The 26,612-nt window shown below is 58.9% G+C and carries 24 protein-coding genes and 1 pseudogene; 6 read left to right on the plus strand and 19 right to left on the minus strand.

What is annotated here, in order from left to right; all coding sequences use genetic code 11:
* Positions 1-1,254, minus strand: coding sequence for an AAA family ATPase (locus PMI37_RS13380; protein WP_008081607.1), 1,254 nt, complete (start codon positions 1,252-1,254; stop codon positions 1-3).
* Between the two features lie 433 nt (positions 1,255-1,687).
* A complete protein-coding gene (locus PMI37_RS13385; protein WP_008081608.1) occupies positions 1,688-1,873 on the minus strand; it encodes a hypothetical protein in 186 nt (61 codons plus the stop codon).
* 403 nt (positions 1,874-2,276) lie between these two features.
* Here PMI37_RS13385 and PMI37_RS13390 point away from each other — a divergent pair, with 403 nt between their 5' ends.
* On the plus strand, positions 2,277-3,905 hold the full coding sequence (locus PMI37_RS13390) for a glucan biosynthesis protein D (protein WP_008081609.1): 1,629 nt from the start codon (positions 2,277-2,279) through the stop codon (positions 3,903-3,905).
* A 202-nt stretch (positions 3,906-4,107) separates the two neighbouring features.
* Here the strand turns inward: PMI37_RS13390 and PMI37_RS13395 are convergent, their stop codons facing one another.
* From PMI37_RS13395 to PMI37_RS13405, 3 genes are all read right to left on the minus strand, one after another.
* Positions 4,108-5,214 carry an NADH:flavin oxidoreductase/NADH oxidase gene (locus PMI37_RS13395; RefSeq protein WP_008081610.1) on the minus strand — a complete coding sequence of 369 codons (1,107 nt, stop codon included), beginning with the start codon at positions 5,212-5,214 and terminating at the stop codon, positions 4,108-4,110.
* A 253-nt stretch (positions 5,215-5,467) separates the two neighbouring features.
* Entirely contained in the window at positions 5,468-7,177 is a 1,710-nt protein-coding gene (gene recJ / locus PMI37_RS13400; RefSeq protein WP_008081611.1) for a single-stranded-DNA-specific exonuclease RecJ, read from the minus strand.
* 55 nt (positions 7,178-7,232) lie between these two features.
* Positions 7,233-7,775, minus strand: a complete 543-nt coding sequence (locus PMI37_RS13405) for a YaeQ family protein (RefSeq protein WP_007908961.1) — start codon at positions 7,773-7,775, stop codon at positions 7,233-7,235.
* A gap of 146 nt (positions 7,776-7,921) precedes the next feature.
* Here PMI37_RS13405 and PMI37_RS13410 point away from each other — a divergent pair, with 146 nt between their 5' ends.
* Together PMI37_RS13410 and PMI37_RS13415 are read left to right on the plus strand one after the other, a co-directional pair.
* Entirely contained in the window at positions 7,922-9,121 is a 1,200-nt protein-coding gene (locus PMI37_RS13410) for a CaiB/BaiF CoA transferase family protein (protein WP_008081613.1), read from the plus strand.
* Positions 9,075-10,028 (plus strand): TIGR02285 family protein, encoded by a 954-nt coding sequence (locus tag PMI37_RS13415; protein ID WP_008081615.1) that lies wholly within the window; start codon positions 9,075-9,077, stop codon positions 10,026-10,028. The genes PMI37_RS13410 and PMI37_RS13415 overlap by 47 nt, the downstream gene beginning before the upstream one ends.
* Positions 10,029-10,204: 176 nt before the next feature.
* Here the strand turns inward: PMI37_RS13415 and PMI37_RS13420 are convergent, their stop codons facing one another.
* From PMI37_RS13420 to xerD, 8 genes and pseudogenes are all read right to left on the minus strand, one after another.
* Positions 10,205-10,486, minus strand: coding sequence for a DUF3509 domain-containing protein (locus tag PMI37_RS13420; RefSeq protein ID WP_008081618.1), 282 nt, complete (start codon positions 10,484-10,486; stop codon positions 10,205-10,207).
* Between the two features lie 166 nt (positions 10,487-10,652).
* The gene (locus PMI37_RS13425; protein ID WP_008081619.1) at positions 10,653-11,060 is read right to left on the minus strand and encodes a response regulator; all 408 of its coding nucleotides are present in this window, start codon (positions 11,058-11,060) and stop codon (positions 10,653-10,655) included.
* A gap of 117 nt (positions 11,061-11,177) precedes the next feature.
* Positions 11,178-12,548 (minus strand): transporter substrate-binding domain-containing protein, encoded by a 1,371-nt coding sequence (locus PMI37_RS13430; protein ID WP_008081620.1) that lies wholly within the window; start codon positions 12,546-12,548, stop codon positions 11,178-11,180.
* Between the two features lie 120 nt (positions 12,549-12,668).
* Positions 12,669-14,078: a threonine synthase gene (thrC, locus tag PMI37_RS13435; RefSeq protein ID WP_008081622.1), complete on the minus strand. Its 1,410-nt coding sequence runs from the start codon at positions 14,076-14,078 to the stop codon at positions 12,669-12,671.
* A gap of 66 nt (positions 14,079-14,144) precedes the next feature.
* Positions 14,145-15,449, minus strand: coding sequence for a homoserine dehydrogenase (locus PMI37_RS13440; protein ID WP_007908972.1), 1,305 nt, complete (start codon positions 15,447-15,449; stop codon positions 14,145-14,147).
* 130 nt (positions 15,450-15,579) lie between these two features.
* Positions 15,580-16,311, minus strand: a complete 732-nt coding sequence (gene dsbC, locus PMI37_RS13445) for a bifunctional protein-disulfide isomerase/oxidoreductase DsbC (RefSeq protein WP_008081624.1) — start codon at positions 16,309-16,311, stop codon at positions 15,580-15,582.
* Between the two features lie 367 nt (positions 16,312-16,678).
* Positions 16,679-16,804, minus strand: a pseudogene (locus PMI37_RS31300) (tyrosine-type recombinase/integrase); the annotation flags it as partial.
* Between the two features lie 200 nt (positions 16,805-17,004).
* Positions 17,005-17,901, minus strand: a complete 897-nt coding sequence (gene xerD, locus PMI37_RS13450) for a site-specific tyrosine recombinase XerD (protein WP_008081625.1) — start codon at positions 17,899-17,901, stop codon at positions 17,005-17,007.
* 108 nt (positions 17,902-18,009) lie between these two features.
* Here xerD and PMI37_RS13455 point away from each other — a divergent pair, with 108 nt between their 5' ends.
* Positions 18,010-19,821, plus strand: a complete 1,812-nt coding sequence (locus PMI37_RS13455; RefSeq protein ID WP_008081626.1) for a cation:proton antiporter — start codon at positions 18,010-18,012, stop codon at positions 19,819-19,821.
* A gap of 114 nt (positions 19,822-19,935) precedes the next feature.
* Here PMI37_RS13455 and PMI37_RS13460 read toward each other — a convergent pair whose 3' ends face one another.
* From PMI37_RS13460 to ffh, 6 genes are all read right to left on the minus strand, one after another.
* Positions 19,936-20,349, minus strand: a complete 414-nt coding sequence (locus tag PMI37_RS13460) for an acyl-CoA thioesterase (RefSeq protein ID WP_008081627.1) — start codon at positions 20,347-20,349, stop codon at positions 19,936-19,938.
* A 148-nt stretch (positions 20,350-20,497) separates the two neighbouring features.
* The gene (gene rplS / locus PMI37_RS13465) at positions 20,498-20,848 is read right to left on the minus strand and encodes a 50S ribosomal protein L19 (protein WP_003175895.1); all 351 of its coding nucleotides are present in this window, start codon (positions 20,846-20,848) and stop codon (positions 20,498-20,500) included.
* Between the two features lie 45 nt (positions 20,849-20,893).
* Positions 20,894-21,646, minus strand: a complete 753-nt coding sequence (trmD, locus tag PMI37_RS13470; RefSeq protein WP_008081628.1) for a tRNA (guanosine(37)-N1)-methyltransferase TrmD — start codon at positions 21,644-21,646, stop codon at positions 20,894-20,896.
* A gap of 2 nt (positions 21,647-21,648) precedes the next feature.
* Positions 21,649-22,185, minus strand: coding sequence for a ribosome maturation factor RimM (gene rimM, locus PMI37_RS13475; protein WP_008081629.1), 537 nt, complete (start codon positions 22,183-22,185; stop codon positions 21,649-21,651).
* 5 nt (positions 22,186-22,190) lie between these two features.
* On the minus strand, positions 22,191-22,442 hold the full coding sequence (rpsP, locus tag PMI37_RS13480; RefSeq protein WP_003185073.1) for a 30S ribosomal protein S16: 252 nt from the start codon (positions 22,440-22,442) through the stop codon (positions 22,191-22,193).
* A 411-nt stretch (positions 22,443-22,853) separates the two neighbouring features.
* The gene (gene ffh / locus PMI37_RS13485; RefSeq protein WP_008081630.1) at positions 22,854-24,230 is read right to left on the minus strand and encodes a signal recognition particle protein; all 1,377 of its coding nucleotides are present in this window, start codon (positions 24,228-24,230) and stop codon (positions 22,854-22,856) included.
* Positions 24,231-24,440: 210 nt separating this feature from the next.
* Here ffh and PMI37_RS13490 point away from each other — a divergent pair, with 210 nt between their 5' ends.
* Both PMI37_RS13490 and PMI37_RS13495 read left to right on the plus strand, forming a co-directional pair.
* The gene (locus PMI37_RS13490) at positions 24,441-25,253 is read left to right on the plus strand and encodes a cytochrome C assembly family protein (protein WP_008081632.1); all 813 of its coding nucleotides are present in this window, start codon (positions 24,441-24,443) and stop codon (positions 25,251-25,253) included.
* A gap of 12 nt (positions 25,254-25,265) precedes the next feature.
* A complete protein-coding gene (locus PMI37_RS13495) occupies positions 25,266-26,507 on the plus strand; it encodes a transporter associated domain-containing protein (protein WP_008081634.1) in 1,242 nt (413 codons plus the stop codon).
* Positions 26,508-26,612 lie beyond the last annotated feature (105 nt).

Consider the following 26,612-nt stretch of genomic DNA (forward strand, 5'->3'; position numbering starts at 1 on the left):
TCAGCCCCGCCTTATCAGCGGCAATCCGCGGTAGCGGCCTTCGAAGTAGCGCTTCTCGACGTCCTCGCTTTCCTGACCTTCAAAGTCGTGCACGGAAAACAGATGCGTGGCAGCGTGAGCATCGCGCTCTGTAATCCAGAATTGATCACGACGTAGAATTTTCTCATTCATCAGATGGGTGTCGTGGGTGGTGAAGATCAGTTGCGTATTCAGCCCGTTGTCCAGATGTCGGGCGATCAAATCGGCGACGATTTCAGGGTGCAGACTGCTGCTCAACTCATCGACACTGAGAACGCCACTGCCACCGGCCTGATTCATCATGAACCACGGCAGCCAGAAACCGATCAGGTTCTTTGTGCCGCAAGACTCTTCCGAAAAATCAAACTCGGCTTCACTCGACATACTCGAGTGCGTGAGCGTCAGCTTGTCCCGTTGCGCGGCGGCAATAAACTCCTTCAGCGTGAGTTTTCTGTTATCCGCAGCCGAAACAGCATCATCCGGGCTGAGTTGAATCGCTGATACCGGAATATCCAGCGCGCAGAGAAAATCACGCAAGTCGCTCGTATGGCTTTTAACCATTTGCAAAAAACGAATCGACGCTGTGGATAAACCGGGCATGTTGTTCTGCTCAATCACCAGCAGACCACTTTGAAACCAGGAGAACGGTAAGCGCAGTTGCATCAGTTCTTCACTGCTGTGAATCACTGCTTGTGCGAGAAACAACATCTTGGGGCTGGTCAAACGCTGCCAAGCGCGATGGACTTCCTTGCCACCCTCAAGGGTTTCGCCGAAAAGATAATGCTCGCCTTGCGCATCAACCTGACGTCTGTACAGCAACGTCTCTTTTCCTTGTGGAAAGCAGAGCAATTGCTCGTGAACAATCCGTTGCGCAGTCAAACCGAGGACAAATCGATAGCGCAAACCTCCTTGAACAAAGTCGTACTCAAAAGCACTGGGCTCATCTTTCAGTGTTTCGTCAAAGCGAAACGCTGAAACGGGTAACGCGGCATCCATCGTGTCAGCGGGTATCGCCAATAAACTCCCGACGATGCCCATCGCTCGAATCAACGATGACTTGCCGGACGCATTCGGGCCATAAATCGCAGCGACCTTGAGCAGTTCCGGAAGCTCCTCCGCATTCGTGGACGCTTTGAATGTGTTGCGTGATTTGCTCAGAAGAGGGCTCGCCGCCATGGAGAGCGTTTGCCTGTCCCTGAATGAGCGGAAATTGGACACCGAAAACTCGATCAACATGGAGAAACCTGCAGTTCATTCCGTGGATCCGAATAGATAAAGGAAAAACTACGGCTTGGGCGGTCGGTTGCCGCCGACACTGCAAAATCAGGCATTTCCTACAGATGCTGCCTTCATAGACAAGCCCGCTTTCCTACAGCAGGTGTCGACAGAGCTGACTTGGCGTCTTGGGTGGCTAGCCGATAGGCGTCTTGGGTGGCTAGCCGATAGGCTTCTTCTTGGCGGCGAAATCAGCGGCCCGGTTGAACAAAAAACCTGTGGCGAGGGAGGTTGTCGAATCGTCCCGCTGAGTCGCATAGCGGCCCCTCTTGAAAAAGCAGGATACTGCTGCGCAGTCCAGCGGGAGCAAGCTCCCTCGCCACAGGTTCAGTAGTAGGTTGATTGATCAGGCCACCGTAAAAGCCAAATGGCTTTCACGGTGCCCACCCCAGCGTTAAAACCGCGAAACACTCCGCATCGCATCCACCAGATACCGCATCGCGATCCGGTCACTTTCCGAAAGCTCCCGATAGCGCTCCACCAGTTTCAGTTCCTCAGAGCTCAACCGGCGCCTTCTGCGTCCGCTGCCCAGGCAGGGGAAGATGCCCAGCATGTCGGTGATGCCTTGTATTTTTGCCATGGACGATGTCCTTCTCTAGTACTGCAAAGAATTGCTTAAACACCACATCGCCCTGCCCCTTACAGCAGCGCCGTGTGCCCTGCCGGCAAAATCGATCGCGCCGGCCATGCCCATAGAATAGAAATAAATTCGCCGCTGAAAAGCGGTTTTTAGAGTAATTAGTCAAGAAAAGCAGATATGCCGTGTAAATCAGAACGTCCTGTCAGATTTTTAACCGACATGTCTTGTTTCATTGACACACTGGCGCAGTGAATCAACGAATTTTGCATTGCGAGCGAACCGTTTAAGCTAGCCGGCATCTGTTTATAGTCCGTTGCGTTTGGCCGAAGGCTTGTCCGAACCGTTATTTCTGATCCAGCACGTGCCAGGAACGGCGCGGGATTGCACACGACAGGTTGTATTTATGCACCGCAGGAATTTGCTCAAAGCGTCCATGGCCATTGCGGCTTACACCGGTCTTTCGGCCACCGGCCTGCTGGCGACCCGCGCATGGGCGGCCAGTGGCGGCGCCGCTGATGGCGAGGCGCAGGCGTTTGACTTCGAAGCGCTGAAGCGCCAGGCCAAGCAACTGGCTGGCAGTGCCTATCAGGACACTAAACAGGTGCTGCCGCCGACGCTGGCGACCATGACGCCGCAGAATTTCAACGCGATCCGCTACGACGGTAATCATTCATTGTGGAAGGAGAATAAGGGCCAACTCGACGTGCAGTTCTTCCACGTCGGCATGGGTTTCCGCCAGCCGGTGCGCATGTACAGCGTCGATCCGAAGACCCGCACTGCGCGCGAAGTGCATTTCCGCCCGGCACTGTTCAACTACGAGAACACTTCGGTCGACACCCAGCAGCTCAAGGGCGACCTGGGTTTTGCCGGCTTCAAGCTGTTCAAGGCGCCGGAACTGGATCGCCATGACGTGGTGTCGTTCCTCGGCGCAAGTTATTTCCGTGCGGTGGATGCGACTGGCCAATATGGCCTCTCCGCACGCGGTCTGGCGATCGACACTTACGCCAAGAAACGCGAAGAATTCCCTGATTTCACCAAATTCTGGTTCGAGACCCCGGATCAGAACGCCACGCGTTTTGTGGTCTACGCCCTGCTCGACTCGCCGAGCGCCACCGGCGCTTATCGCTTCGACATCGATTGCCAGGCCGAGCGCGTGGTGATGGAGATCGACGCGCACATCAATGCGCGCACCGCCATCGAGCAACTGGGCATCTCGCCGATGACCAGCATGTTCAGCTGCGGCAACCACGAACGGCGCATGTGCGACACCATTCACCCGCAAATCCATGACTCGGATCGCCTGGCGATGTGGCGCGGCAACGGCGAGTGGATCTGCCGTCCGCTGAACAACCCGGCGACTCTGCAATTCAACGCGTTTGCCGATACCGATCCGAAAGGTTTCGGTCTGGTGCAGACCGACCATGAGTTCGCCAACTATCAAGACACCGTCGACTGGTACAGCAAGCGTCCAAGCCTGTGGGTCGAACCGACCACCGCGTGGGGCGAGGGCTCTATCGATCTGCTGGAAATCCCTACAACTGGCGAAACGCTCGATAACATCGTCGCGTTCTGGACCCCGAAAAAACCGGTGGCTGCCGGTGATTCGCTGAACTATGGCTACAAGCTCTACTGGAGCGCTTTGCCGCCGGTGAGCACGCCGTTGGCGCGGGTGCAGGCAACTCGTTCCGGGATGGGCGGTTTTGTTGAGGGTTGGGCACCGGGCGAGCATTACCCGCCGGTGTGGGCGCGTCGTTTTGCTGTGGATTTCACGGGTGGCGGCCTGGATCGATTGCCACAGGGCACCGGGATTGAGCCGGTGGTGACGTGCTCGAACGGCAAAGTGCAGGATTTCAGCGTGCTGGTGCTGGATGACATCAAGGGTTACCGGATTCTGTTTGACTGGTACCCGACCAGTGACAGCGTTGAGCCGGTGGAGCTGCGGTTGTTTATTCGCACCAACGATCGCACGTTGAGCGAGACGTGGTTGTACCAGTACTTCCCGCCGGCGCCGGATAAGCGCAAATACCCTTGAGGGGTTGAGGCGCCTGGACGGGCCTCATCGCTGGCAAGCCAGCTCCCACAGGTTCGGTGCGATACACAAACCCCGTATTCAACGTCAACCATTGTGGGAGCTGGCTTGCCAGCGATGGCGGCAGTGCGGCAACAGAAGCCCATCAGACAAAACAAAGCCCCGGCCATCACTGCCCGGGGCTTTTTGCTTCGTCGCTACTTAATCAATCGCGCAAATCAGACTCATGAATCGGCTGATCCCGATGCGTCGCACGCTGATACTGCGCCGGCCACACCGCTTTGCGTCCACCCAGATCATCGTCGGCATGCAGCGGCCAGTACGGATCACGCAGCAGCTCGCGGGCGAGGAAGATGATGTCGGCCTGACAGGTGCGCAGAATATGCTCGGCCTGCGCCGGCTCGGTAATCATTCCCACAGTGCCGGTGGCGATGCCTGACTCTTTGCGTACGCGCTCGGCGAAGCGTGTCTGATAACCCGGCCCGACGGGGATTTCGGCATTCGCTGCGGTGCCGCCCGAAGATACGTCGATCAGATCCGCGCCAAGGGTATGCAGCCGTCGCGCCAGCTCCACGGTTTCATCCGGATTCCAGCCGTCCTCCACCCAGTCGGTGGCCGATACGCGAACAAATAACGGCAACTCTTCCGGCCAAACCGCCCTCACTGCCTCAGTCACTTGCAGCACCAGACGAATACGATTTTCAAATGAGCCACCGTATTGATCGCGGCGCTGGTTGCTCAGCGGCGAAAGGAATTGATGCAGCAGATACCCATGCGCCGCATGCACCTCAACCACACTGAAGCCGGCCTTCAGCGCGCGTTTCGCGGCATCGACAAACGCCTGAATGACGTCGGCAATCTGCCCTTCATCCAGCTGTTTCGGTTGCGTGTGTTGCGGGTCAAAGGCAATCGGCGACGGTCCGACCGGGGTCCAGCCGCCATCATCGGGTTTGACGCTGCCATGCTTGCCGAGCCACGGCCGATGGGTGCTGGCCTTGCGCCCGGCGTGGGCCAGTTGAATGCCGGCGACCGCGCCTTGGGAGGTAATGAAGCGAGTGATGCGTTGCAGCGGCTCAATTTGTTCGTCGTTCCACAGGCCAAGGTCTTCGGCGGTGATCCGCCCGTCGGCGGTCACCGCCGTGGCTTCGGTAAATACCAGACCGGCGCCGCCCACCGCGCGGCTGCCGAGGTGCACCAGGTGCCAGTCGTTGGCCAGGCCGTCGACGCTGGAGTACTGGCACATCGGCGAGACGGCGATGCGGTTGGGCAGGGTCAGTTGGCGTAGGGTGAAGGGTTCAAGCAGCAGACTCATGGGGCACCTCTCAAATCAGTGGGCAGGCTCCAGGGTTCTGTTTGAATAGTCGACGAGTGACAGGAAAAAGGTGCAGCACCCGCCCCCGCGGGCAAAAAATTCGACAAGACGTCACAAGGCCAATCAAGCAGTGCTTAGAGCCTAGTCGACAACGGGAGATCGGGGGAAATTCAAGAAAAGATCGCAGCCTGCGGCAGCTCCTACAGAGCGCACTTCTATGTAGGAGCTGCCGAAGGCTGCGATCTTTTGATCTTCAGCGCGGTTCGATATGAGCAATCATCAACTGAACGGTCTCATTACCCCGAAACTCGTTAACGTCGAGCTTATAGGCGAGCTCAACCCACTTGATCGTCGGATTCGGCCAGATATCCCGGTCAATCCCAAACGCAATACCGTCCAGCTTCACCGAGCCACACTCGCTCTTCAGCACCACTTTCAGGTGCCGCTCACCGACCACGCGCTGCTCAACCAACTGAAACACGCCGTGAAACAGCGGCTCAGGAAAGTGCTGCCCCCAAGGCCCGGCATGGCGCAGGGCGCGGGCCAGTTCGAGGTGGAATTCTTCCACCGCTAGCGTGCCGTCCGAGAGCATGCGCCCGGTCAGGTCTTCCTCGCGAAGTTGCCTACGCACTTCAGCGTCAAATGCCTCGGCGAACAGCGGAAAATTCTCTTGCGGCAGGGTCAGACCGGCCGCCATCGCGTGGCCGCCGTACTTGGCGATCAAGTTCGGATGCTGCGCCGCGACTACACTCAGCGCGTCACGAATATGGAAGCCCTGCACCGAGCGCCCCGAGCCCTTGAGCAAGCCATCACCCGCATCAGCAAAGGCAATGGTCGGACGGAAATAACGCTCTTTCATCCGCGACGCGAGAATACCGATCACGCCTTGGTGCCACTCCGGATCAAACAGGCACAGACCAAACGGCATCGACTCCACCGGCAAGTCCTTGAGCTGCGCCAGCGCTTCACGCTGCATGCCCTGCTCGATGGATTTGCGATCCTGGTTCATACCGTCCAGTTGCGCGGCCATTTCCCGGGCAACGTTGGCGTCGGCAGTGAGCAGGCATTCGATGCCCAGGCTCATGTCATCCAGACGCCCGGCAGCGTTCAGGCGCGGGCCGACGATAAAACCGAGATCGGTGGAGGTGATGCGGGTGGCGTCACGCTTGGCCACTTCAAGGATCGCTTTGATCCCCGGCCGTGCGCGACCGGCGCGAATGCGTTCCAGGCCTTGATGCACCAGAATCCGGTTGTTGGCGTCCAGCGGCACCACGTCGGCGACGCTGCCCAGCGCGACCAGATCAAGCAGTTCACCGATGTTCGGCTGCGGCTTGTTCTCGTACCAGCCGAGGCTGCGCAAACGCGCGCGCAACGCCATCAACACATAAAAAATCACCCCGACGCCGGCCAGTGCCTTGCTCGGAAACTCGCAGCCCGGCTGGTTCGGATTGACCAGCGCATCGGCCTGCGGCAGCTCTTCGCCGGGCAAGTGGTGGTCGGTGATCAGCACTTTGAGCCCGGCCTTTTTCGCCGCCGCCACGCCCTCGACGCTGGAGATACCGTTGTCGACGGTGACCAGCAAATGCGGCTCGCGAGTCAAAGCGACTTCGACGATTTCCGGGGTCAGGCCGTAGCCATATTCAAAGCGGTTCGGCACCAGATAATCAACGTGCGCCGCACCGAGCAAGCGCAAGCCAAGCATGCCGACCGTGCTGGCCGTCGCACCGTCCGCATCGAAGTCGCCGACGATGAGGATGCGCTGGCGTTGCTCCAGCGCCGTCACCAGTAAGTCCACCGCCGCATCAATGCCCTTGAGCTGCTGAAACGGGATCAACCGTGCCAGGCTCTTGTCCAGCTCTGCCTCGGACTGCACGCCCCGCGCCGCATACAGGCGGGTCAGCAGCGGCGGAATATCACCGAGAAACGGCAGAGTGGCAGGCAGTTGACGAGGTTCGATACGCATGGGGTGACGGAGACTTCTCTTTAATACGTGGGATTAATCAGCTACAGGCGCGGGATCAGCCGCGCTCACCCTGCAGCCACTGCAACTGGACTTCGTGCTGACCACGGTCGTCGGTGACGAAGATCGTCCCTTCGCTGATCATCACGTCCCACTTGATAACGCGGGGCATGTCCTTGGCCAGGGTTTCCAGCACTTCCTGCGGGACGGCAGCGATGTTGACGTTTTTCAGGTTCTTGATCGCCGGGATCACCTTGGTTTCCCAGACGCGCAGGCTGCCGTAGGCCAGCAGGCTGGTGCGCTCGGTGCGGCGCGAGCACCAGGTCAGGCGATCGGCGTCGGGCTGGCCGACTTCGATCCAGTGCAGAACGCGATCGTCCAGGCTCTTTTCCCACAGCGCAGGTTCGTCCACGTCTGACAGACCGCGACCAAACGACAACTGCTCGTTGTACCAGAGGGCGTAGGCCAGCAGCCGCACGGTCATGCGTTCTTCGGTTTCCGAAGGGTGACGGGCGATGGTCTGCTTGACGCTCTCGTAGACGCTGCGGTCGAGGTCGGTGAGGTTCAGTTCAAATTTGTAGGTAGTGGACGGCTGGGCCATGAACGGGCTTCTTGATACGAGGAAAGTCGGCAAGTCTAACCGATGCGGTAGGCAATCATCGAATTGATGGCGATCAACCTGCGGCGTCTGACAGCCGGCTATGTTAAAACGCTGTATCCGCACAGCCTTGTCCTACAGGATTCAGTATGCCGTTCGCCAACAAGCCGCTCAGCGGCGTGAAAGTCATTGAATTGGGTACGTTGATCGCCGGGCCGTTTGCCTCGCGCATTTGCGGCGAATTTGGCGCCGAAGTGATCAAGATCGAATCGCCGGACGGCGGTGATCCGCTGCGCAAATGGCGAAAAATGTATGAAGGCACTTCCTTGTGGTGGTTCGTGCAGGCGCGCAACAAGAAGTCGCTGACGCTGAACCTCAAGCATCCTGATGGCCTGGCGATCCTGAAAAAACTGCTCAGTGAAGCCGACATTCTCATCGAAAACTTCCGCCCCGGCGTCCTGGAAAAACTCGGCCTGAGTTGGGAAACCCTGCACGCGCTGAACCCGAAACTGGTGATGGTGCGCCTCTCCGGTTTCGGCCAGACAGGGCCGATGAAAGATCAGCCAGGCTTCGGCGCGGTTGGCGAATCCATGGGCGGCTTGCGTTACATCACCGGTTTTGAAGACCGGCCACCGGTGCGCACCGGGATTTCCATCGGCGACTCGATTGCCGCGCTGTGGGGTGTTATCGGCGCACTGATGGCGCTGCGTCATCGCGAAGTCAATGGCGGGCTCGGCCAAGTGGTCGATGTGGCCTTGTATGAAGCCATCTTCGCGATGATGGAAAGCATGGTGCCGGAGTTCGACGTGTTCGGTTTTATCCGCGAGCGCACCGGCAACATCATGCCCGGCATCACCCCCTCCTCGATTCACACCAGCGCCGACGGCAAGCATGTGCAGATCGGCGCCAACGGTGATGCAATCTTCAAGCGCTTCATGCTGATCATCGGCCGCGACGATCTGGCCAATGATCCGACGCTGGCCAGTAACGACGGCCGCGATAATCGCCGCGACGAGTTGTACGGCGTGATCGATCGCTGGGTCAATTCGCAACCGCTGCAAACCGTACTTGACCTGCTCAATCATGCCGATGTGCCAGTCAGCCGGATCTTTAGCGCCGAAGACATGTTCAATGACCCGCAATACCTGGCTCGGGAAATGTTCCTGCACGCCAAGCTGCCGGACGGCAAGGACTTCAAGATGCCCGGCATTGTGCCGAAACTCTCTGAGACACCGGGCTCCTCCGAATGGGTCGGACCGCAGCTCGGTGAACACAATGCGCAGGTACTCAACGATCTTGGTTATGACGAGACACAGATCGCTCGCCTGCGCGAAGACGGAGCCATTTAAGCTGAAGCGCCGGCAGACATCGCACGCCAACCGCGCCCACCATTGGTGGACGTGGCGGCTGTTCGGCCTGTTGTTTCTGCTGGCCCTGTCGACCGGGGCACAGGCTAAGCCGACGTTGATCTGGTTGCTGCGCGACCTGCCGCCCCTGACGATTTTCGAAGGCCCGAAAAAGGGCCAGGGTGTGATCGACCAATTGATGCCGCTGCTGATCGCCGGCATGCCGCAATACGAACACACGCTGATGCGGGTCAACCGCGCCCGTGGTCTGCAAATGCTCCACGAAAACCCGTTCGCCTGCGATCCCGCGCTGTTGTGGAACAAGGAACGTGCGCAGTGGGTGGCGTATTCGATCCCGGCGATTCGCGCTGTCGGCAACGGCCTGGTGGTGCGCCAGCAAGATCGCTCGGTGCTCGAACCGTATCTGGTCAACGGTGAAGTGAATCTGTCGGCGCTGCTGGCCGCTACCGAACGCAAAGTCGGGGTGGTGGCGGAACGCAGCTATGGCGAATTCATCGACAGCCTGTTGCATCAAGCGCCCAGCGCCGCGCTGACCGCACATTACGGCAACGATGCCCTGACCAATCTGCTATCGATGCAGCGCCTGGGTCGGCTGCAGGTGGTGTTGGGTTATTGGCCGGAGATTCGCTATCAGGCGAAACAGGCGCAGATCAATGAAGATGAACTGGAGTTCTATCCGATCCAGGGCAACGGCAAATACCTGTCAGGTTATGTCGCCTGTTCCGACACTACGCAGGGGCGTCAGGCGATTACCGAGATCAATCATCTGCTGCGCACCCTGCCCCATGAACACCTGAATCAGCTCTACGCCGCATGGCTGGACCCCGACCGACGTGAGGATTATTTGCAGGAAGCCCGTACATTTTTCGAGCATCAAGCCGCGCAATAGGCAAACGCCGGACAAAAGAAACCCCGAGAAGTGGGGAGACGACTCGGGGTTAAACGTGGCCTACATAAAGACCAGTAGCAGCAAGCGACAAGCACCGGAGCACAATGCTTGATCCTGCTGTTACTGGGTCTGACTGACAGGGATGCAGGAAGGTTCCCACAAAAAATATTTCATCTTTACAGCGCCGCACGTTTATCCAGCGCCGCGTTGCGCAATGCCGCAATCACACAGGGTTCCAGTCGCCCTTCGGCGATCAGCACGTCACGGTGCAAACCGTCGACGACATCGGTCAGCAAGCGCTTGTCGCTCAACTGCGCCTGATTGAATTCGCGTTCAACCACAATGGCGCCGTTGCTGTTCTTCAGGGTCACCAGGCATTCGCCATGGCTGCCACGAGGGGTCAACGTCACTTGATACGGGCTCAGAGCCTCACCGAGCAATAGACTGATACTTTCCATCTCGATCTCCACTCATTAGTCCGAAAACATAGTGCCTGGGGCGTGTTCACAATAAATGACCACCGGCCCGAGAAGAAAGTTCTGCCTGCCAATGGCTCCTTCCGTGGAGCGTCACCGGTCTTGCAGAGCATGCACGGTGAAGATGACAGAAAAATAACGCCGCGCTTCAGACCTCCAGTGGCTGATGCAGGGCGTTCAGGTAGCGGTCGAGCAAATCACGCATGAGTACGGCTGAAACCGGGGTCTGCAAACGTCCGAGCAATTGCAGCGGGTGTTGCTGCAATAAGCGCTCGAGGTCGTTCTGCAGGCTGGGTGCGACCGTACCGAGAAGAACCAGCGCTCGCGCTTGCCGCTCGACCGCCAGATGCTGAATCAATGCGACGCCATCACCGCCCTTGAGTTGCGGATCGCAGATCGCGATATCGACCGCGCCTCGGTGCCCCAGAGAACACAATGCTGAGGCAAGCGAAGGCGCGGTCAGCACGTTGTAGATACCGATGGCATTGAGCATCTGGTGCAGCGCCATCAATTGAAAGGGGTTGTGTTCAAGAATCAGGACTTTGAGCGAGCGCATGAGCAACCTCGGAAACGGCAGGTGCGGACTCTCACCGCAGATGCCGTTCACTCTAGGGCAGCCGTCCTCAGCCTCCCATCGGAAAAGTAGTCGCGTCTTATAGGACTTTTCCCAAGTTCACCAAGGATGCCGACCCGGCGTGCTCACCCGCCGATGAGTAATATCGGTCCAGCCTCCGAGCAGACCGCGCAGCTGCCCATCAGCACTGTAAAACGGCACCGTCCATTGATAAACATCGCGAGGACCCGTCTTGAACTGCAGCTGCCGATTACTGAAGCGTGTCTTGCGCGTGCGCAATTGCTGCATGAATTCATCGTGCAACATCAGCGCCGTTGCCTTGGGCAGCGCATCGACCTCCGGCAGCGAGCGCCCCTGCACTTGATCGAATCGCACCAGGAGCGCCTCTTCGTAACTGCGATTACACATGATCAACCGCCCGTGCAAGTCGCGGACAAATATCGGATCGGGCATCGAATCGATCAGCGCATGCTGAAAGGCTAACTGATCGCCGAGGTCTTTTTCGGCCTGGCAGCGTTGTTTGATCACGGCGCTCAAGCGGCGATTCCAGATCAACGACAGCACGCCAAACAGGCCAATGACGGTCATTGTCCAACAGCCCCAACCCGTGACCCGCTGCCAGATCGAAGGCGCAGGGGTCGGGGAGACGCCGTCCAGCCACTTGAGCCGAATGGCACGCAGCTCCGCCGCAGGAAACGCCTCGAGCGCCTTGTTGAGGATGCTCAACAGCTCCGGCTGGCCTTTGCGCACGGCCAGGTGATCGGCTTCCCATTTACCCTCCAGCAGTTCGCCGACGCGCAGCAATCCCGAGGGAAACAATTGCGCGCCGATTTCGTTTTCGATGGTGGCGTACGCCTCGCCGCTTTCGACCAACGCCCGCGCTTCAGCGTAGGTTTTGACCGAGCGGATCTCGATCGATGGATAGTCGCGCCGAATGATGCCTTCTAGTGCGTGGCGGCTCGGCAGAACCAGCACGCGTTTGGCCAATTGTTCCAGCGACTGCACCGGCGGCTCACCGACTCGGCCGACAAACACCCAACCGGCGCCGCCAAAGGCGTGGCTGAAATCCAGAAACACTTTGCGTTCATCACTCATCGCCAACGTCGTGCTGATGTCCGCTTCGGCCTTCTCAAGCCGCTCGAGCATGTGATCGGTGGAGAACGACTCCTGATGCACGAACTGCAGCCCCGTCATGGCGCTGATGCGCTGGAGCACTTCGTTGTTCAAGCCGCTCCAGTGAGCATGTTCATCCTGGAACAGGTACAACGGATATTGCACCGATGCGACGATGATCCGAGGGTTGTCGCGGATCCATTGGCGCTCCCTGGCGTCGAGTTCCACGGGCAGAAACTTGCTGCCCTCGACATCGTGCAGCATCAGTTGTGCCGCCACTCCCCAGCGCATGAACCCCAGCATTGCCAATACAAACAGCCCGACCGTCGCCGGCTTCAAATTTCGAAAAAACCACATTGCCACTTCCTTCGTGATCGACTCACCCGTCCTTCGTGGGTGAAAACCCGAGCAGTGTGGCAGCAGAAACAAAAAAGCCCGTCAGGAGACGGGCTTCAAAATGTGACAGCTTTTGCAGGCTTAAAGCGGCTTGCCGCGGTTGCCATGCTGGCTGACAAAGGCTTGCACGGCTTTCAGCTCGTTTGGCAGAACGGTGCAGCGCTCGTTTCGCTCAAACAAATCAGAAAGATGTGCAGGTAGTTCGAGCGCTTTTCCTACACCGGCTTTCTCTACGGCCTCAGGGAATTTCACCGGGTGAGCGGTGCCCAGGATGACCATAGGGATATCCAGGCTGCGACGGCATTCACGCGCAGCTTTGACACCGATGGCGGTGTGCGGATCCAGTACTTCGCCGGTCTGCTCGTAGACTTCTGCGATGGTTTCGCAGGTTTGTGCGTCATCCACGGCCAGCGAATCGAACAGTTTGCGGGCTTCGGTCCAGCGCTCTTGCTCGACGCTGAAACCACCGCCCTGCTTGAACGAATCCATCAAACCGGCAATCGCCGCACCGTTGCGCCCATGCAGGTCGAACAACAGGCGTTCGAAGTTCGACGAGACCATGATGTCCATCGACGGCGACAGCGTGGCGTGCAGGGTTTCCTTGACGTACTGATTGCCGCTCATGAAGCGGTGCAGGATGTCGTTGCGGTTGGTGGCGACGATCAACTGGTTGATCGGCAGCCCCATGTTGCGCGCCAGGTAACCGGCGAAGATGTCGCCGAAGTTACCGGTTGGCACCGAGAACGATACCGAACGCGCCGGACCGCCCAACTGCAGGGCGGCGTGGAAGTAGTAAACGATCTGGGCCATGATCCGCGCCCAGTTGATCGAGTTCACCGCCACCAGACGCGTGCCTTTGAGGAAGCTCTGGTCGGCGAAGCTCGCCTTGACCATTTCCTGGCAGTCATCGAAGTTGCCTTCGATGGCGATGTTGTGGATGTTCTCGCCGAAAATCGTGGTCATCTGGCGACGCTGCACTTCAGACACACGGTTGTGCGGGTGCAGGATGAAGATGTCGACGTTTTCGCAGTGCTTGCAGCCTTCGATGGCGGCCGAACCGGTATCACCGGAGGTGGCGCCGACGATTACGACGCGCTCACCACGTTTTTCCAGCACGTAGTCGAGCAGACGACCGAGCAGTTGCAGGGCGAAGTCCTTGAACGCCAGGGTCGGGCCGTGGAACAGCTCCAGCACCCATTCGTTGCCATTCAACTGACGCAGCGGCGCGACGGCGCTGTGCGAGAACACGCCGTAGGTTTCTTCGAGAATCTTTTTGAAATCGGCGTCCGGAATGCTGCCGGTGACGAACGGGCGCATCACCCGGAAAGCCAGTTCGTGATACGGCAGGCCGGCCCAGGAAGCGATCTCTTCCTGGGTGAAACGTGGCAGGTTTTCCGGAACGTACAGACCGCCGTCGGTCGCCAGACCAGCCAGCAGGACGTCTTCGAAATTCAGGGCCGGTGCCTGGCCGCGGGTACTGATGTAACGCATGACTGACTCCAATGGAGAGTGTTCACAACAACGGCCCCGTTTACGGGGCCGATGCAGGACAACGACTTAGTTCAAGTGCTCGACGCGGATCCGTACGACCGGACCATTCACGCCGGCCAGCGCTTCGAGGGCGGCGATGGCGTCGTTGATGCGCTGCTCGACCACGCGGTGGGTCAGCAGGATCATCGGCACCAGACCGTCGTGCTCTTCGACTTCCTTCTGCATGATCGACTCGATGTTGATGCCGCGCTCCGAGAGGATGCTCGCCACCTGAGCCAACACGCCCGGATGGTCCTTGGCCTGAATACGCAGGTAGTAAGCACTTTCGCAGGCTTCGATCGGCAGGATCGGATGGGCCGACAGCGAGTCCGGCTGGAAGGCCAGGTGCGGCACGCGGTTTTCCGGGTCGGAAGTCATGGCACGAACCACGTCAACCAGATCGGCGATCACCGACGAAGCGGTTGGCTCCATGCCGGCGCCAGCACCGTAGAACAGCGTCGAACCGGCGGCATCGCCGTTGACCATCACCGCGTTCATCACGCCGTTGACGTTGGCGATCAGACGATCGGCCGGGATCAGCGTCGGGTGTACGCGCAGCTCGATACCGGCGGCAGTGCTGCGCGCCACGCCGAGGTGCTTGATGCGGTAGCCCAGCGCTTCGGCGTAATTGACGTCGGCGGTGGTCAGCTTGGTGATGCCTTCGGTGTAAGCCTTGTCGAATTGCAGCGGAATGCCGAACGCGATGGAAGCCAGAATCGTCAGCTTGTGCGCGGCGTCGATGCCTTCAACGTCGAAGGTCGGATCGGCTTCGGCGTAACCCAGTGCCTGCGCTTCGGCCAGCACGTCTTCGAAGGTACGACCCTTCTCACGCATTTCGGTGAGGATGAAGTTGCCGGTGCCGTTGATGATCCCGGCGACCCAGTTGATGCGGTTGGCGGACAGGCCTTCGCGGATCGCCTTGATCACCGGAATGCCACCGGCCACGGCCGCTTCGAACGCCACGATCACGCCCTTCTCGCGGGCCTTGGCGAAAATTTCATTACCGTGAACGGCAATCAGAGCCTTGTTCGCGGTGACCACATGCTTGCCATTCTCGATGGCCTTGAGTACCAGCTCGCGGGCAACGGTGTAGCCGCCCATCAGCTCTATGACGATGTCGATCTCAGGGTTTGTGGCCACTTCGAAGACATCGTTGGTAATCGCAATACCGGTCGTCTGGAACTGAGGCTTTGGCGTGCGCATGGCAATTTGTGCCACTTCGATTCCACGCCCGGCACGTCGAGCAATTTCCTCGGCGTTGCGCTGAAGTACGTTGAAGGTACCGCCACCGACGGTCCCTAACCCACAGATGCCTACTTTGACCGGATTCACTGTGAACTCCCCATAAAACGGCCGACGCGGGGTCGGCCGGAAAACAACCGCGTGCTCGCGGCTCTCAATTGATGGCCCGGCGATGTCGCTGCCGGGCCATGATCGTCACGGCTGACCGTGACGATGCGAATTACTTCGCGCCCAGCGCCAGTTTGGCGACTTGTGGCGCAGGCTGGTAGCCCGGAATCACTTGTCCGTCGGCCAAAACGATGGCCGGTGTGCCGTTCACGCCGATCGACTGACCGAGGGCGAACTGCTTGGAAACCGGGTTATCGCACTTGGCGGCCTTGATTTCCTTGCCATCGACCATTTTGTCCATGGCGGCTTTCTTGTCTTTCGAGCACCACACGGCTTGCAGCTGCTCGTCACCCGGCGAATTCAAACCCTGGCGCGGGAACGCGACATAACGCACTTCGATGCCGCGCTTGTTCAGCTCAGGCACTTCGGCGTGCAGCTTGTGGCAGTACGGACAGGTGGTGTCGGTGAACACGGTGATGTGCGATTTGGTTTCGCCGATGGCCGGGTAGACCACGGTTTCGGCGACCGGAATGGCATTGATCAGTTTCGAGACGCCCAGGCGTTCGGTTTTTTCGGTCAGGTTGACCGGTTTGCCGTCCTTGAGCTGGAACAGGTAACCCTGCACGATGTATTGGCCATCGGCGCTGGCATAGAGCACGCGGCTGCCTTTGAGTTTTACTTCGTACATGCCTGGCAAAGGACTGGCGGTGATGGTCTCTACCGGGACTTCGAGCTGGAGGTTTTCCAGGCTTTTACGAATGGCTTTGTCGGCCGCGTCATCGGCGACGGCAAAGGTGCTGACCAACGCAATGGCTGCGGCGGCGAAAATCTGGGTCAGACGCATGAGAACTCCTGAAGGCGGACAAATGAAACGATCAGAACGCCCGTGCCGGAACACCGGGTCATAACCGTCCATCGTGCAAACCGGCAAAGCCTAACACATAAGGCCACGGTGGCCGAATGCGCCTGTCGCCATACATTCATGTGTAACTGACACAGCTGCATGCTTGTACAACTGACCCACAACCATATGTGGCTGACACACATTATTGTGGCGAGGGGATTTATCCCCGCTGGGTTGCGAAGCAGCCCTAAAACCATCCATCGCGATCTTTCACGCAAAACCGAGCCAGCCGGGTTTGCGACTGCTGCGCAGCCGAACGGGGATAAATCCCCTCGCCACAGGTTAGTGTTCCAACATTAGAGATGTGTCAGCCGCGCGGGTGGTGTTTGGCGTGCAGGTCTTGCAGGCGGGCGCGGGCGACGTGGGTGTAGATTTGCGTGGTGGAGAGGTCGCTGTGGCCCAGCAGCATCTGCACCACGCGCAACGCACTGCCTCTGCAACTGCTACACCCCTATGTGACTGACACACATTATTGTGGTGAGGGGATTTATCCCCGCTGGGTTGCGAAGCAGCCCCAAAACCATCCCCCCAATCTATCAGTCAAACCGAGCAGCCCAAGATGGGGGCCGCTGCGCAGCCCGTCGCGGATAAATCCCCTCACCACAGGTAAGTATTTCAAACAAAGGGGATGTGTCAGCCGCGCGGGTGGTGTTTGGCGTGCAGGTCTTGCAGGCGGGCGCGGGCGACGTGGGTGTAGATTTGCGTGGTGGAGAGGTCGCTGTGGCCGAGCAGCATCTGCACCACGCGCAGGTCGGCGCCATGGTTGAGCAGGTGCGTGGCAAAGGCGTGGCGCAAGGTGTGCGGCGACAGCGACTTGCCGATCCCCGCGACCTTGGCCTGATGCTTGATCCGGTGCCAGAACGTCTGCCGGGTCATCTGCTCGCCGCGCTGGCTGGGAAACAGCACATCACTGGGCCGCCCGCCTAGCAGTTCGCCGCGCCCATCGCGCATGTAGCGCTCGATCCAGACAATCGCCTCCTCGCCCATCGGCACCAGCCGCTCCTTGCTGCCCTTGCCCATCACCCGCAATACGCCCTGACGCAAATTGACTTGCTCCAGGGTCAGGCTGACCAGTTCGGTCACGCGCAAACCGCATGCATACAGCACTTCGAGCATGGCGCGGTCACGCTGACCAATCGCTTCGCTCAAGTCCGGCGCCTGCAACAGCGCCTCCACGTCAGCTTCTGACAGCGATTTGGGTAATGGCCTACCCAGTTGCGGCATGTCGACACGTAACGTCGGGTCGACGCTGATCATCTTTTCCCGCAACAGATAGCGATAAAAGCCACGCACACCGGAGAGAAATCTCGCCGTGGAACGCGGTTTGTAGTTTTGCTCAAGGCGCCAGGCCAAATGATCAAGGATCAGCTCACGCCCGGCGTTGATCAGCTCGAGGTTTTTCTCCTGCAACCAGCCATTGAACAGGGCGAGATCGCTGCGGTAAGCGCCGCGCGTGTTGTCGGACAGGCCCTTCTCAAGCCACAGAGCGTCGAGGAATTGGTCAATCAGTGGATGGTCGATGGCAGGCATGGGCGCTCAAGACACACAGCCTCAAGGGCTGTGCGCAAATGTAGAGTGAACTGTAGGAATGGGCGCTAGTCTTTCATAGCCCGCTACTTCAAGGAACAGGGAGCATCAATGAACGAGCAGCAAATTCTATTGGCATTTGGCGGGATTGGTGCGGCGGCGCTGGGGTGCCAATGGCTGGCCTGGCGCCTGAAGTTGCCGGCAATTCTGTTTCTGTTGCTGACCGGCATTCTGGTCGGCCCGGTGCTGGGCTGGCTCGATCCGCAGGAAATGTTTGGCCCATTGCTGATGCCGCTGGTGTCACTGGCGGTGGCGCTGATTCTGTTCGAGGGCAGTCTGACGCTGCACCTGTCGGAATGGAAAGAGATCGGCAGCGTTGTGCATCGACTGGTGACCATTGGCGCGATCTCGACCTGGATCGTCATCGCGGTCGCCACACATTTTCTGCTCGGCTTCGACTGGATGCTGGCCATCCTTTTCGGCAGCCTGACGCTGGTCACCGGCCCGACCGTGATCGTGCCGATGCTGCGCGTGGTGCGACCGAAAGCCTCGATCGCCAATATTCTGCGCTGGGAAGGCATCGTCATCGACCCGATCGGCGCCCTCCTCGCCGTGGTGGTTTACAGCTTCATCATTGCCAGCGCTGAAGGCCATGGTCTGAAACAAAGCCTGTTCACCTTTGGCGGCGTGATCGTCTGTGGCGCGGTGTTCGGGATTGTTGGCGGCTGGCTGCTCGGCACGGTGATCCGCCGGCAGTGGCTGCCGGAATATCTGCATAACCTCGCGTCGTTGGCGGCGGTGTTGGGGATTTTCATTGCTTCGAACACCGTGATGCACGAGTCGGGACTGTTGGCGGTGACGCTGATGGGCATGTGGCTGGCGAACATGAAGGGCGTGGATGTGCGGCACATCCTGCACTTCAAGGAAAACCTCAGCGTGCTGCTGATTTCCGGCCTGTTCATTTTGCTCGCGGCGCGCCTGGATCTGTATGCGTTGATCGGGCTGGGGCCGTTGGTGCTGATTCTGTTGCTGGTGATTCAGTTGATCGCCCGGCCGTTGAACGTATTGCTCAGCACGGCCGGTTCCAGCCTGAGTTGGCGTGAGCGTGCGTTGCTGTGCTGGATTGCACCACGCGGGATCGTCGCGGCGGCGGTGTCGGCGATTTTTGCGATTCGCCTGCATGAGGCCGGGCATGAAGGTGCCTTGCTGCTGGTGCCGCTGACGTTTGCGGTGATCATCGGCACGGTGGTGCTGCAAAGCGCGACCGCACGACCACTTGCACGGCTATTGAAAGTTGCCGAGCCGGCGCCGAGCGGTTTCCTGATCGTTGGTGCGAACGGTCCGGCCCGCGAGCTGGGCAAGTCGCTGCAACAACTGGGTAGCCGCGTGCTGCTGACCGATTCGAGCTGGGAAAACATTCGCGCGGCGCGCATGGAAGGTTTGCCCACGTACTTCGGCAACCCGGCCTCGCAGCATGCCGATGCGCATCTGGATCTGGTCGGGTTGGGGCATTTGCTGGCGCTGTCGCCTTCGGGTGAACTCAATACTCTGGCGGCGATGCGCTTTCGGCATGACTTCGGGCATCAGCGTTTGTTCGGGTTGGCCAGTGGGCACGAGAGTCGGCGCAGCGATAAACATCGGGCGAGCCTGGAACATCGGGGTAATCAATTGGGCAGCGAGGCGTTTACCTACGCGAAACTGGCCAGCCAGATGGGCCAAGGGTCTGAACTGTATAGCACGACGTTGACCGATGGTTTTGGCTGGGAAGATTACCGGGCGCTGCATGGCAATCGTGCGACGTTGCTGTTTATGCGCGATGACAGCGGCTGGGTGCATGTGGTGACGCTGGAGACGGCGGTGAAGCCTGGGGCGGGCTGGACGTTGCTGGCGTTGATTCAGCCTGAGACCAGCGGCGCCGCATAAATCGAATCGCGGGCAAGCCCGCTCCCACAATGTCCGTGTCGTGCATAAAAGTTGTGAACGACACAAAACCTGTGGGAGCGGGCTTGCCCGCGATGGCCGCGACTCGGTTTCAGATCAGGCTGCAAAACCCGGCAGCACCGGCACCGGCCGCTTGTCGTCATCGATCGCAACAAAGCTGAACTGCCCGTGGATCGCTTTCTCGCGGCCATCACAGCTCATGCTCTCGACAAAGACTTCCACCTCGACTTTGAGGCTGGTGTTGCCGACCTTGATCACCTTCCCCACCAGCTCGACGATGGACCCGGCCGGGATCGCGTGATTGAAGTCGATGCGATCGGTGGACACGGTCACCAATGGCAGACGGCAGAAGCGTGTCGCGGTGATGAAGGAGACTTCGTCCATCCACGCCAGCGCAGTGCCGCCGAACAGGGTGTTGTGGTGGTTGGTGGTCGGCGGGAAGACGGCTTTGGTGACGCGGGTCACCGAGAGTTCGGTGCGGCGTTGGATTTCCTGGTCGCGGGTAGACATGTGAGATGACTCGTAAAACGTAGACTGCAAATCGAAAACAGGATCAAAAGATCGCAGCCTTCGGCAGCTCCTAAAGGATGGGGGCAGTTTATTGCAGGCAACAAAAAAGCAGCCCGTAGGCTGCTTTTTTCTGCATCGGAAGCTGGACTTAAGCCAGTTTTTCCTTGATGCGAGCTGCTTTACCCGACAGGTCGCGCAGGTAGTACAGCTTGGCTTTACGTACGTCACCGCGACGTTTAACAGCCATGCTGTCGATCTGCGGGGAGTAGGTCTGGAAAGTACGTTCTACGCCAACACCGTTGGAGATTTTACGAACGGTGAACGCACTGTTCACGCCGCGGTTACGCTTGGCGATTACAACGCCTTCGAACGCTTGCAGACGGGAACGATCGCCTTCCTTCACTTTCACCTGAACGACAATAGTGTCGCCTGGGGCGAAGGTAGGGATTTCTTTGGTCATCTGCTCTGCTTCGAGTGCAAGGATGATTTTGTTGGTCATGCTGTGCTCCTAAGGTAAATCGTTCGATCTACCATCGATACGTTGTTAACTATCGTCCCGCTCGCGGATGTATTCCTCGAGCAGCTTCTTCTCTTCTCCAGAAAGCGAGCGGCTTTCCAGAAGATCGGCGCGTCGTTCAAAGGTCCTACCAAGGGACTGCTGTAAACGCCAACGCCGGATATGCGCGTGGTTGCCACTCAGCAACACGTCGGGTACACGCTGATCCGCATACACCTCAGGTCGGGTGTAGTGCGGGCAATCCAGCAGACCATCCGTAAAGGAATCTTCCTCGGCGGAGTCCGCATGCCCTAAAGCTCCAGGCAGCAGTCGTGTAACCGCATCGATCAGGACCATGGCCGGCAGCTCGCCGCCAGACAGTACATAGTCGCCAATCGACCACTCTTCATCGACATGAGCTTCAATGAAACGCTCGTCAATGCCTTCATAGCGGCCGGCAATCAGGATCAATGCATCCGATTGTGCCAACTCGCGTACCGCCGACTGAGTCAGTTGACGGCCTTGGGGGGACAGGTAAATCACCTTCGCCGCCTCCCCGGCTGCTGCCTTGGCCTGAACCAGAGCATCTTCCAGGGGCTTGATCTTCATCACCATGCCCGGACCACCGCCAAACGGGCGATCGTCCACAGTGTGATGCCGATCCGTCGTGTAATCCCGCGGGTTCCAACAGGTCAGCTGCAAGAGCCCCTGTTTGACCGCTCGACTGGTGATGCCGTAGTCGCCGATGGCGGAAAACATCTCGGGAAACAAACTGATCACTTCTACGCGCAAGTTAGCCACGCTTAGAAGTCCGCGTCCCAATCCACCTTCATCTCGCCCGCGGCCAGATCGACTGCCAACACACATTGCTCCGTATAGGGCAACAAGCGTTCGCGATCATCCAGGCTGCCAGCGCAAGGCTTGACGACCATTACATCATTGGCGCCGGTTTCCAGAAGATGATCGACTTTCCCGAGCAATTGCCCCAGTTGATCGATGACCTTCAGACCTTCCAGCTGGTACCAGTAGTACTCGCCGTCGGTCAATTCAGGGAACAGGTTGCGCGGCACGCAGATCTCATAACCGGCCAGAAGACGAGCTTCTTCACGATCATCAAGACCCTTGAGCTTTGCGACCAGGAACTTATCGCTCCCGCGTCCACTGACCAGCTCGACCTGTTTGACATTGCCTTCGCGCTTGAGCGTCCAGGTTTTGTACTGCAACAGGTTTTCAGTCGGATCAGTAAAGGAATAAACCTTCACTTCGCCGCGAACGCCATGAACAGAATAAATTTTGCCAATAACGATCAAATCATCGGCAACAGCAGGCGTCGCGTTCATATTGCTCAGGCCGCAGCCTTTGCAGATTCCTTCAGCAACTGAGCAACACGCTCAGAAGGCTGTGCACCAACGCTCAGCCAGTAGGCTACGCGCTCTTGGTTCACGGACAGACGGATTTCCTGACCACGGGCAACAGGGTTGAAGAAACCAACCTGTTCTTTGTGGGAGCCGTCACGCGGGTTACGCGAGTCGGTTACGGTCAGGTGGTAAAACGGGCGCTTTTTGGAGCCGCCAAGGGCAAGACGGATTGTTAGCATGTGAACATCGTTCCTGTAGTCGGTGCTGCAAATCTAAATGCACAGCGGGCATGGGTGCCCGAAAGGCCGCATATTCTAAGGAATATCCGGACTTTTGCAAATGACTTTTTCCGGCGCCTATGGCATGCCGTGCAGATCTGCATATAGAGCCGTCGATGAAAACGGCCGGTCAGCTCCCGCCAAGTGCGGGTTTGCTGTTGATCCTGCGTCCTTGCAGGGTCTGCGCCGGTGCGACGACCGGCGCGGATTCTTGTGTCCCGTCTCACCCATTTCGCTCACTTTTGGCGAGTGGCTGATGCCCTCAAGCAAGGCGCCGCGACGAGTCATAGCCAGCTATGGCGAGGAGCGGCAACGCAGCATGAGGGCATCAGACGCCGCCATAAGTGAGCAGAATGGGTGAGACGGGACACCTTACATTTTCGGCATGCCGCCGCCGGGCAACATTCCGCCCATGCCGCGCATCATTTTCGCCATTCCGCCTTTGGCGGTGAATTTCTTCATCATCTTCTGCATCTGCTTGTGCTGCTTGATCAAGCGACCGATGTCCTGCACCTGAGTGCCGGAACCCATGGCGATCCGGCGTTTGCGCGAACCGCTGATCAGCTCAGGGTCGCGGCGCTCGGCCGGGGTCATGGAATTGATGATGGCTTCCATCTGTTTGAATTGCTTCTCTGCGGCGTTTTGGGCATTGCCCATTTGCGACAGGTTGACGCCGCCGATGCTCGGCAGTTTGTCCATGAGGCCGCCGAGGCCGCCCATGTTCTTCATCTGTTGCAGCTGATCGCGGAAGTCTTCGAGGTCGAAGCCCTTGCCCTTCTTCAGCTTCTTGGCCAGTTTGTCGGCCTTGTCTTTATCGAGGGTCGCTTCGGCCTGTTCGATCAGGCTGAGCACGTCGCCCATGCCGAGAATCCGCGAGGCAATACGTTCAGGGTGGAACGGATCGAGCGCTTCGCTCTTCTCGCCCATACCGATGAACTTGATCGGCTTGCCGGTGATCGCGCGTACCGACAGGGCGGCACCGCCACGGGCGTCGCCGTCGACCTTGGTCAGGATCACACCGGTCAGCGGCAGCGCATCACCGAAGGCCTTGGCCGTGTTGGCCGCATCCTGACCGGTCATGGCGTCGACCACGAACAGGGTTTCGACCGGGTTGATCGCGGCGTGCAGTGCCTTGATCTCGCCCATCATCTCTTCGTCGATGTGCAGACGACCGGCGGTATCGACGATGACCACGTCGATGAATTTCAGTTTGGCTTCTTTAATAGCTGCGGTGGCGATGTCGACCGGCTTCTGGCTCAAGTCGGACGGGAAGAACGTCACGCCGATGTCGTTGGCCAGGGTTTCCAGCTGTTTAATAGCGGCCGGGCGATAAACGTCCGCCGACACGACCATGACCGACTTCTTCTTGCGCTCCTTAAGGAAGCGCGCAAGTTTACCGGCGGTAGTGGTTTTACCCGCGCCCTGCAGACCGGCCATCAGAATGACGGCTGGCGGTACGGCGCTCAGGTTCAAATCTTCGTTGGCCGCGCCCATCAGGCTTTCGAGCTCAGCCTGGACGATCTTCACGAATGCCTGGCCCGGCGTCAGGCTGCGCGACACCTCGGTGCCGACAGCGCGCTCCTTGACCGAATTGACGAAGTCCTTGACCACCGGCAGGGCGACGTCGGCTTCGAGCAACGCCATGCGCACTTCACGCAGGGTGTCTTTGATGTTGTCCTCGGTCAGCTTCGCCTTGCCGGTGACATGGCGCAGCGTCTGCGAGAGACGGTCGGTTAAGTTTTCAAACATTGCGCGATCCTTTCAGGCCCTGTGTAGACCGGGATAATGGCGGCCCAGACCGGAATCAACATGTGCTCGGCGAGCCTGCGGCGTGGGCAGGTCGCGGATTATAGCGAAGACTGCGGCTGGCGGACACCTCGCTGTCAGCTTCCTGAGTCTTTCGTGTCGTGGCGGTTCTATGCCAAACTCAGCCCCTTTCGGGCTTGCCTAACAGGATTTATGCTCCCCTTGTCACCCAGTTTGCTGACCACCCTCGCCGCCGCCCTTCTATATGCCGCTGCGACCCTTTATCAGAGCACCCGCTTGGCCACTGGCGCCAAGGCGAACAAGCGCCTGCTGGTTGGCCTCGGCGTTTTCGCCGTGGTGGCCCACGCTGCCAGCCTGCTCACGCATTTGCTGACGCCGATTGGTCTGGGTCTGGATTTCTTCAGCGCTTCCAGCCTGATCGCCGCAGCGGTGATCGCCCTGACGCTGATCGCCTGCTCGCGCATTCCGGTGGAAAACCTGCTGGTGCTGCTGTTCCCGCTGGGCGCGATCACCGTGCTGCTGGCGCAGTTCGCGCCGACCGGCACGGTGCAGATCATCGATGAAGAGCCGGGCATCCTCGCGCACATTCTGTTGTCGATCCTCGCCTACGGCATGTTCACCATTGCGGTGTTCCAGGCCTTGCTGCTGCTGGTGCAAGACCACCAGCTCAAGCACAAGCACCCGTCCGGGCTGATCAAGAACTTCCCGCCGCTGCAAACCATGGAAAGCCTGTTGTTCGGTTTCCTCTGGGCCGGCTGGACGCTGCTGTCGCTGTCGCTGATTTCCGGATGGCTGTTCGTCGAGAACCTGTTCGCCCAGCATCTGGTGCACAAAACTCTATTGGCGTGCCTCGCCTGGATCGTCTTCAGCGTGTTGCTGTGGGGCCGCAACCGTCTCGGCTGGCGCGGTCACAAGGCGATTCGCTGGACCCTCGCCGGTTTCTGCCTGCTGATGTTGGCGTATTTCGGCAGCAAACTGGTTCGTGAATACATTCTGCACATCTGACGGGCGGCATAAATGGACGGTTTGCCCATAGGGCCGATGCTCGCGGTATTTGTCCTGCTGATTTTATGGTCAGGGCTGTTTACCGCCGTCGAAATCGCGCAGCAGCACCTGCTCGCACAACGCACCGCCTCGCGCGCCAGCGATAAACCGCTGGCGAAGCTGAGCTTCCCGCTCGACAGCCTGATCCTCTGCAACACCTTGTGCCGAGCCCTCGCCGTGATCATCGCGACGCTGCTGGCGATTTTCCTCTGCGAAGAAGACGGCCCGTGGGCCGCCTGCCTCGGTGCCGGGGCAATTCTGCTGGTGTTTGCCGATTATTTTCCGCGCACGGTCGCTCAGCGTTATCCCGATGCGGTGCTGACGTTCGGCAATACCTTGCTGGCGGTGCCGCTGAAGATTGTTTATCCACTGGCCTGGCTGTTCAGCCGCGCCAGCAGCCTGCTGATCCGCCCGTTCGCGCGCAAACCGCAAGTGGTGCAACAGAGCGACGATGACGCGCCCAGCGATCGTCGTGATGATCCCGAGCATCCTGTTCACGCGCACCCGGTTTCGGGGATACATGCGCTGGACAACATCACCGTTAACGACATTCTGGTACCGCGCAGCGATGTCGACGGCATCAACCTCGACGACTCGATTGAAGAGATCATCGAGCAACTGCGCCACAACAAGCGCACGCGCCTGCCGGTGTTCCACAGCGACATCAATCAGGTCGAAGCGGTGCTCAACACCCGGCAGATCCGTCATCTGTTGAACAATGGTGATCTGACTATCGAGGCGCTGCTGGCGGCCAGTTATGAGCCATATTTCGTTCCGGAAAGTACGCCACTGCAACTGCAACTGCTGAACTTTCATAAGCAGCAGCGGCGGCTGGGCATGGTGGTCGACGAGTACGGCGAAGTGCTTGGCATCGTTACCCTGGAAGATATTCTCGAAGAAATCGTCGGCGAGTTCGAAAGCGAGCACAGCCTCGATAACCCGCATATTCATCCGCAGGCGGATGGGCGGATGGTGATCGATGGCACCGCGTCGATTCGTGAATTGAACAAGTGCCTGGGCTGGCACTTGCCGAGCGATGGGCCGAAAACGCTGAATGGCTTGGTGACCGAGGCGTTGGAAACGATTCCTGAGAGCGCGGTGTGCTTGAAGATCGGGCGCTATCGGCTGGAGATTCTTGAGACTGAAGAGAACCGGGTGAGCAAGGTGCTGATCTGGCATACCTCGTCTGTGCCTGCTTTGCTGCCTGCCCGATAAAAGATCGCAGATCAAAAAATCAAAAAATCGCAGCCTTCGGCAGCTCCTACATTTGAAATGCGTTCCCATGTAGGAGCTGCCGAAGGCTGCGATCTTTGCTCTTGT

The sequence above is a fragment of the Pseudomonas sp. GM80 genome (assembly GCF_000282515.1).
Lineage (GTDB): Bacteria > Pseudomonadota > Gammaproteobacteria > Pseudomonadales > Pseudomonadaceae > Aquipseudomonas.

What these genes read in the sequence shown, in the direction of transcription:
- PMI37_RS13380 (WP_008081607.1), bottom strand. Translation starts at nt 1,254, where the DNA reads ATGTTGATCGAGTTTTCGGTGTCCAATTTCCGCTCATTCAGGGACAGG.
- PMI37_RS13385 (WP_008081608.1), bottom strand. Translation starts at nt 1,873, where the DNA reads ATGGCAAAAATACAAGGCATCACCGACATGCTGGGCATCTTCCCCTGC.
- PMI37_RS13390 (WP_008081609.1), top strand. Translation starts at nt 2,277, where the DNA reads ATGCACCGCAGGAATTTGCTCAAAGCGTCCATGGCCATTGCGGCTTAC.
- PMI37_RS13395 (WP_008081610.1), bottom strand. Translation starts at nt 5,214, where the DNA reads ATGAGTCTGCTGCTTGAACCCTTCACCCTACGCCAACTGACCCTGCCC.
- recJ (WP_008081611.1), bottom strand. Translation starts at nt 7,177, where the DNA reads ATGCGTATCGAACCTCGTCAACTGCCTGCCACTCTGCCGTTTCTCGGT.
- PMI37_RS13405 (WP_007908961.1), bottom strand. Translation starts at nt 7,775, where the DNA reads ATGGCCCAGCCGTCCACTACCTACAAATTTGAACTGAACCTCACCGAC.
- PMI37_RS13410 (WP_008081613.1), top strand. Translation starts at nt 7,922, where the DNA reads ATGCCGTTCGCCAACAAGCCGCTCAGCGGCGTGAAAGTCATTGAATTG.
- PMI37_RS13415 (WP_008081615.1), top strand. Translation starts at nt 9,075, where the DNA reads ATGACGAGACACAGATCGCTCGCCTGCGCGAAGACGGAGCCATTTAAG.
- PMI37_RS13420 (WP_008081618.1), bottom strand. Translation starts at nt 10,486, where the DNA reads ATGGAAAGTATCAGTCTATTGCTCGGTGAGGCTCTGAGCCCGTATCAA.
- PMI37_RS13425 (WP_008081619.1), bottom strand. Translation starts at nt 11,060, where the DNA reads ATGCGCTCGCTCAAAGTCCTGATTCTTGAACACAACCCCTTTCAATTG.
- PMI37_RS13430 (WP_008081620.1), bottom strand. Translation starts at nt 12,548, where the DNA reads ATGTGGTTTTTTCGAAATTTGAAGCCGGCGACGGTCGGGCTGTTTGTA.
- thrC (WP_008081622.1), bottom strand. Translation starts at nt 14,078, where the DNA reads ATGCGTTACATCAGTACCCGCGGCCAGGCACCGGCCCTGAATTTCGAA.
- dsbC (WP_008081624.1), bottom strand. Translation starts at nt 16,311, where the DNA reads ATGCGTCTGACCCAGATTTTCGCCGCCGCAGCCATTGCGTTGGTCAGC.
- xerD (WP_008081625.1), bottom strand. Translation starts at nt 17,901, where the DNA reads ATGCCTGCCATCGACCATCCACTGATTGACCAATTCCTCGACGCTCTG.
- PMI37_RS13455 (WP_008081626.1), top strand. Translation starts at nt 18,010, where the DNA reads ATGAACGAGCAGCAAATTCTATTGGCATTTGGCGGGATTGGTGCGGCG.
- PMI37_RS13460 (WP_008081627.1), bottom strand. Translation starts at nt 20,349, where the DNA reads ATGTCTACCCGCGACCAGGAAATCCAACGCCGCACCGAACTCTCGGTG.
- rplS (WP_003175895.1), bottom strand. Translation starts at nt 20,848, where the DNA reads ATGACCAACAAAATCATCCTTGCACTCGAAGCAGAGCAGATGACCAAA.
- rimM (WP_008081629.1), bottom strand. Translation starts at nt 22,185, where the DNA reads ATGAACGCGACGCCTGCTGTTGCCGATGATTTGATCGTTATTGGCAAA.
- rpsP (WP_003185073.1), bottom strand. Translation starts at nt 22,442, where the DNA reads ATGCTAACAATCCGTCTTGCCCTTGGCGGCTCCAAAAAGCGCCCGTTT.
- ffh (WP_008081630.1), bottom strand. Translation starts at nt 24,230, where the DNA reads ATGTTTGAAAACTTAACCGACCGTCTCTCGCAGACGCTGCGCCATGTC.
- PMI37_RS13490 (WP_008081632.1), top strand. Translation starts at nt 24,441, where the DNA reads ATGCTCCCCTTGTCACCCAGTTTGCTGACCACCCTCGCCGCCGCCCTT.
- PMI37_RS13495 (WP_008081634.1), top strand. Translation starts at nt 25,266, where the DNA reads ATGGACGGTTTGCCCATAGGGCCGATGCTCGCGGTATTTGTCCTGCTG.